This window comes from Sphingomonas sp. 10B4 (assembly GCF_035019905.1).
In the GTDB taxonomy this organism is placed as follows: Bacteria; Pseudomonadota; Alphaproteobacteria; order Sphingomonadales; family Sphingomonadaceae; genus Sphingomonas; species Sphingomonas glacialis.
The window spans coordinates 1-290 of record NZ_JASJVC010000259.1 but is presented as its reverse complement, the minus strand read 5'-3'; the positions used below and the strand labels follow the sequence as shown (position 1 = coordinate 290).

At 45.5% G+C, this 290-nt stretch carries 1 protein-coding gene; it reads right to left on the bottom strand.

Translation table 11 applies throughout. The features are described 5' to 3' along the window. Positions 1-24: 24 nt before the first annotated feature. The coding region (locus tag QN347_RS19730; RefSeq protein ID WP_323494386.1) for a hypothetical protein at positions 25-290 on the bottom strand (266 nt) is incomplete at its 5' end.

Sequence of the window (290 nt, the reverse complement as noted above, 5' to 3'; positions counted from 1 at the left end):
CTCCTTACCAGTATCTATCATAAATCAACCATTGTTCTGAGCTAAACGAACTGCTTTGATCGCAACGCCATGTTGCAAGGCTTGGTCTTCTTGCGCCATAATCAATTTTTGTTCTGGGCTTAAACGTTTTGCGCTGATGACGACAGTCTGGATGCCATTAGCTTGTGTATCGAAGGCCAGTTTTTCATCAGCGCTCATGCGTTTTGCGACGATAGTGACAGTTTGTATTTGGGCTTGGGCAACTTGTGTATTCACGTTAGCGTTGCTGGAAACGGGTTGGAATGCAGCAC